Genomic DNA, 4,106 nt, shown 5'->3' with positions numbered 1-4,106 from the left:
CGCCGTTCCGCGCCCGCGCCCGCTGAGGGCCGCCCGCGCGCACAGCCACGCGCCCCGATCGCGCCCCGCAGCGCCCGCGCACGGAACGGCCGACGCGACGTCCTGCACACCCACACACCGCACGAGGTGCACTCCGCCATGCGCACACCCACCCGTCGTACCGTCCTCGGCGCCGCGCTCGCCGCCGCCGGGACCGGCCTGCTCACCGCCTGCTCCTCCGACTCCATGAAGGGCATGGACCACGCGTCCATGAACCACGGCTCCACGAGCGGCCCGGCCGCCGCCCCGCCCGGCTACCTCGCCCCGAACGGCCCCGAGGTCGCTGCCGCCGAGGCCCGGCGCAATCCCGGCCCGGAGCGGAAGGTCACGCTCACCGCCACCGAGACCACCCTCGACCTCGGCGGCCGCACCGTCCGCAGCTGGGCCTACGGTGACCGCCTGCCCGGCCGGGAGGTGCGTGCCACCGTCGGCGACACGCTCGCCGTCACCCTCGCCAACCACCTGCCGCAGTCCACCTCGCTGCACTGGCACGGCCTCGCGCTGCGCAACGACATGGACGGCGTGCCGGGCGTGACCCAGGCCGACGTCAGGCCCGGCGCCTCCTTCGAGTACCGCTTCGCACTCACCCACCCGGGCACGTACTGGTTCCACCCGCACTCCGGCGTCCAGCAGGACCGCGGCCTGTACGCCCCGCTGATCGTCGAGGACCCCAGGGAGCCGCTGGCCTACGACAAGGAGTGGGTCGTCGTCCTGGACGACTGGGTGGACGGCGTCGACGGCAGCACCCCGGACGCCGTCCTCGCCGAACTCGCCAAGGGCATGGGCGGGATGGACCACTCGGGCGGCTCCGGGCGCGACATGTCCGGGATGCCGGGCCACGACATGCCGGGGATGCCCGGGACGGACACCGGCGGCACCCCGGGCGCCGGAGCCTCCGGCCCCGGCCGGATGCTGATGGGTGCTCGGAGCCCGCTGCTGGGCGGCGACGCCGGAGACGTCGCCTACCCGTTCCACCTGGCCAACGGCAGGCTCGCCGGCGCGCCCGAGACCTTCACCGCCAAGCCCGGCGACCGGATCCGCATCCGGCTGGTCAACGCGGGCGGCGACACCGCCTACCGGGTCGCCCTCGGCGGCCACGAGCTGACCGTCACCCACACCGACGGCTTCCTGGTCGAACCGGCCACCGTCCAGGCGCTGCTGCTCGGCATGGGCGAGCGCTACGACGTGCTGGTCACCGCCCAGGACGGCGTCTTCCCGCTGACCGCGCTGGCCGAGGGCAAGAACGCCACCGCCCTGGCCGTGCTGCGCACCGGCGGCGGCGCCGCGCCCGACGCCGCCGTCCGCCCGGCCGAGCTGGACGGCCGGCTGGTCACCGCCGGGCAGCTCAAGGCCGCCCCGGGCGTCCGGCTGCCCGCGAAGGCGCCCGACCGCACGGTGAAGCTGGAACTCACCGGGGGGATGGCGAAGGCCGACTGGGCGTTCAACGGCCGCCGGTACGACCCGGCGCAGCGCTACCCGGTTGCGGCGGGCGAGCGGGTGCGGCTGGAGTTCCGCAACAGCACCACCATGTGGCACCCCGTCCACCTGCACGGCCACAGCTTCGCGCTGCCCGGCGACGGCCCGCGCAAGGACACCGCGATCGTGCTGCCGGGCGCGACCCTGGCCGTCGACTTCGACGCCGACAACCCGGGACTGTGGATGGTGCACTGCCACAACGTCTACCACGCGGAGACGGGCATGATGACCGTCCTCGGTTACCGGGCCTGACCCCGCGCTCCCCCCCCCCCGAGGAAAGGGGCGCGGGTTTCACCCCCGGAAGGACCCCGAACCGATCCACCGGTTCGGGGTCGATCCGTTCCCGGCACCCGACCCAGGGCATCGTGCCACCGGCGCCGACCTGCGCGGCCATGACGTTTTCTTAACGCGGGCCGGTAGCGGATTCTTAACGCCGGTCGCATAGCCTGGCGCACTGCCGTCGCCCGACGGCGTTTTACGGGGTCTTTAAACAAGAGGTGCAAGGTGGTTTCGTCGGGTTCGACGGAGACGACGGAGTCGGACGCGCCGTCGGCGCGAATACGCCTCCGCAGCTGGCTGCTGGAGGACGTGACCGCGGAGACGCCGGCGCAGCAGTCCGCTGCGGAGGGCGCCCCGGAGACGTCGCACGAGGGCGCGGCGGCGGGGGACTCCGCCGCGCACGGTGCGCACGCCGGCCAGCGCTGGTGGCGGGTGATGTGCCTGACCGGCCTGGACTACTTCTCGACGCTCGGCTACCAGCCGGGCATCGCAGCCCTCGCCGCGGGCGTGCTGTCGCCGATCGCGACCATCGTGCTGGTGGTGGTCACCCTGCTGGGCGCACTGCCGGTCTACCGGCGGGTGGCCAAGGAGAGCCCGCACGGCGAGGGCTCGATCGCGATGCTGGAGCGGCTGCTGTCGTTCTGGAAGGGCAAGCTGTTCGTCCTCGCGCTGCTCGGCTTCGCGGCCACGGACTTCCTGATCACCATCACGCTGTCCGCCGCCGACGCGAGCGCGCACCTGGTGGAGAACCCGCACCTGACCGGCTTCCTCGGCGGCAGGCAGGTGCTGATCACGCTGATCCTGGTGGCCCTGCTCGGCGCGGTCTTCCTCAAGGGCTTCAGCGAGGCGATCGGCCTGGCGGTGTTCCTGGTCGGGACGTACCTGGTGCTGAACGTGGTCGTGGTGGCCGTCGGTCTCTGGAAGATCATCGAGGCGCCGCACGTGGTCACCGACTGGACGGACGCGCTGACCGTCCAGCACGGCAATCCGATCGTCATGGTCGGCGTGGCCCTGGTGACCTTCCCGAAGCTGGCGCTCGGCCTGTCCGGCTTCGAGACCGGCGTCGCCGTGATGCCGCACATCAAGGGCGACCCCGACGACACCGAGGCGAACCCGGCCGGCCGGATCCGCGGCACCCGCAAGCTGCTGACCACCGCCGCCGTGATCATGAGCGTGTTCCTGATCACCACCAGCTTCATCACCACGCTGCTCATCCCGGCCGACCAGTTCAAGGCCGGCGGTGACGCCAACGGCCGCGCCCTGGCCTACCTGGCGCACGAGTACCTGGGGGGCGCCTTCGGCAGCGTCTACGACCTCTCCACCATCGCGATCCTCTGGTTCGCCGGCGCCTCCGCCATGGCGGGCATGCTCAACCTGCTGCCCCGCTACCTGCCGCGCTACGGCATGGCCCCGCACTGGGCCCGCGCGGTGCGGCCGATGGTGATCGTGCTGACCCTGGTCGGCTTCCTGGTCACCTGGATCTTCGACGCCAACGTGGACGCCCAGGGCGGCGCGTACGCGACCGGTGTGCTGGTGCTGATCAGCTCCGCCGCCATCGCGGTGACCATCGCCGCGCACAAGAAGCGCGAGCGAGGCTGGACCGTCGCCTTCGCGGTCATCGCGGCGATCTTCCTCTACACCACCGTGCTGAACGTGCTGGAGCGGCCGGACGGTCTGAAGATCGGTGCCTGCTTCATCGCCGGGATCATCCTGGTCTCGCTGCTGTCCCGGCTGCGCCGCGCCTTCGAGCTGCGCGTCACCAACGTGGCCCTGGACGATGTGGCGGAACGTTTCATCAGGGACTACGCACACCGCCCGCTGCGGCTGATCGCCAACGAGCCGAGCCACCGCGACGTCGCCGAGTACCGCGACAAGATCCGCCAGATCCGCGCCGACAACGACATCCCCGGCGAGGACGACCTGGTCTTCGTCGAGGTGACCGTCCGCGACGCCTCCGACTTCGAGGCCGAGCTGACCGTGCGCGGCGAGGTGCTGCACGGCCGCTACCGGGTGCTCACCCTGGAGAGCTCCAGCATCCCGAACGCGCTCGCCGCGCTGGCGCTGAACATCCGGGACCGCACCGGGCAGCAGCCGCACCTCTACTTCGAGTGGACCGAGGGCAGCCCCTTCGCGCAGTTCCTGCGGTTCTTCCTGTTCGGGCAGGGCGAGGTCGCGCCGGTCACCCGCGAGGTGCTGCGCGAGGCCGAGCCGGACCGCTCGCGCCGCCCGCGCGTCCACGTCGGCTGATCGCCGCCCGTCCGCCCACGGCCCGTCCGCTCCCCTTGAGCGGGCGGGCCGTCGGTGTGTCCGGC

The 4,106-nt window shown here is 72.5% G+C and carries 2 protein-coding genes; both read left to right on the top strand.

The features are described 5' to 3' along the window. The first annotated feature begins 138 nt into the window (after nt 1-138). Nucleotides 139-1,767: a multicopper oxidase family protein gene (locus KS423_RS39970; RefSeq protein WP_224284636.1), complete on the top strand. Its 1,629-nt coding sequence runs from the start codon at nt 139-141 to the stop codon at nt 1,765-1,767. Between the two features lie 462 nt (nt 1,768-2,229). Further along, nucleotides 2,230-4,041 (top strand): amino acid transporter, encoded by a 1,812-nt coding sequence (locus tag KS423_RS39965; RefSeq protein WP_224284635.1) that lies wholly within the window; start codon nt 2,230-2,232, stop codon nt 4,039-4,041. Nucleotides 4,042-4,106: the final 65 nt, after the last annotated feature.

The organism is Streptomyces sp. LS1784 (assembly GCF_020103755.1).
In the GTDB taxonomy this organism is placed as follows: Bacteria; Actinomycetota; Actinomycetes; order Streptomycetales; family Streptomycetaceae; genus Kitasatospora.
This window is presented reverse-complemented; position numbering and strand designations above follow the sequence as displayed.

Bases quoted from the DNA above. Each gene is read 5' to 3' on its own strand.
- KS423_RS39970 (WP_224284636.1), top strand. From the start codon at position 139: ATGCGCACACCCACCCGTCGTACCGTCCTCGGCGCCGCGCTCGCCGCC.
- KS423_RS39965 (WP_224284635.1), top strand. From the start codon at position 2,230: ATGTGCCTGACCGGCCTGGACTACTTCTCGACGCTCGGCTACCAGCCG.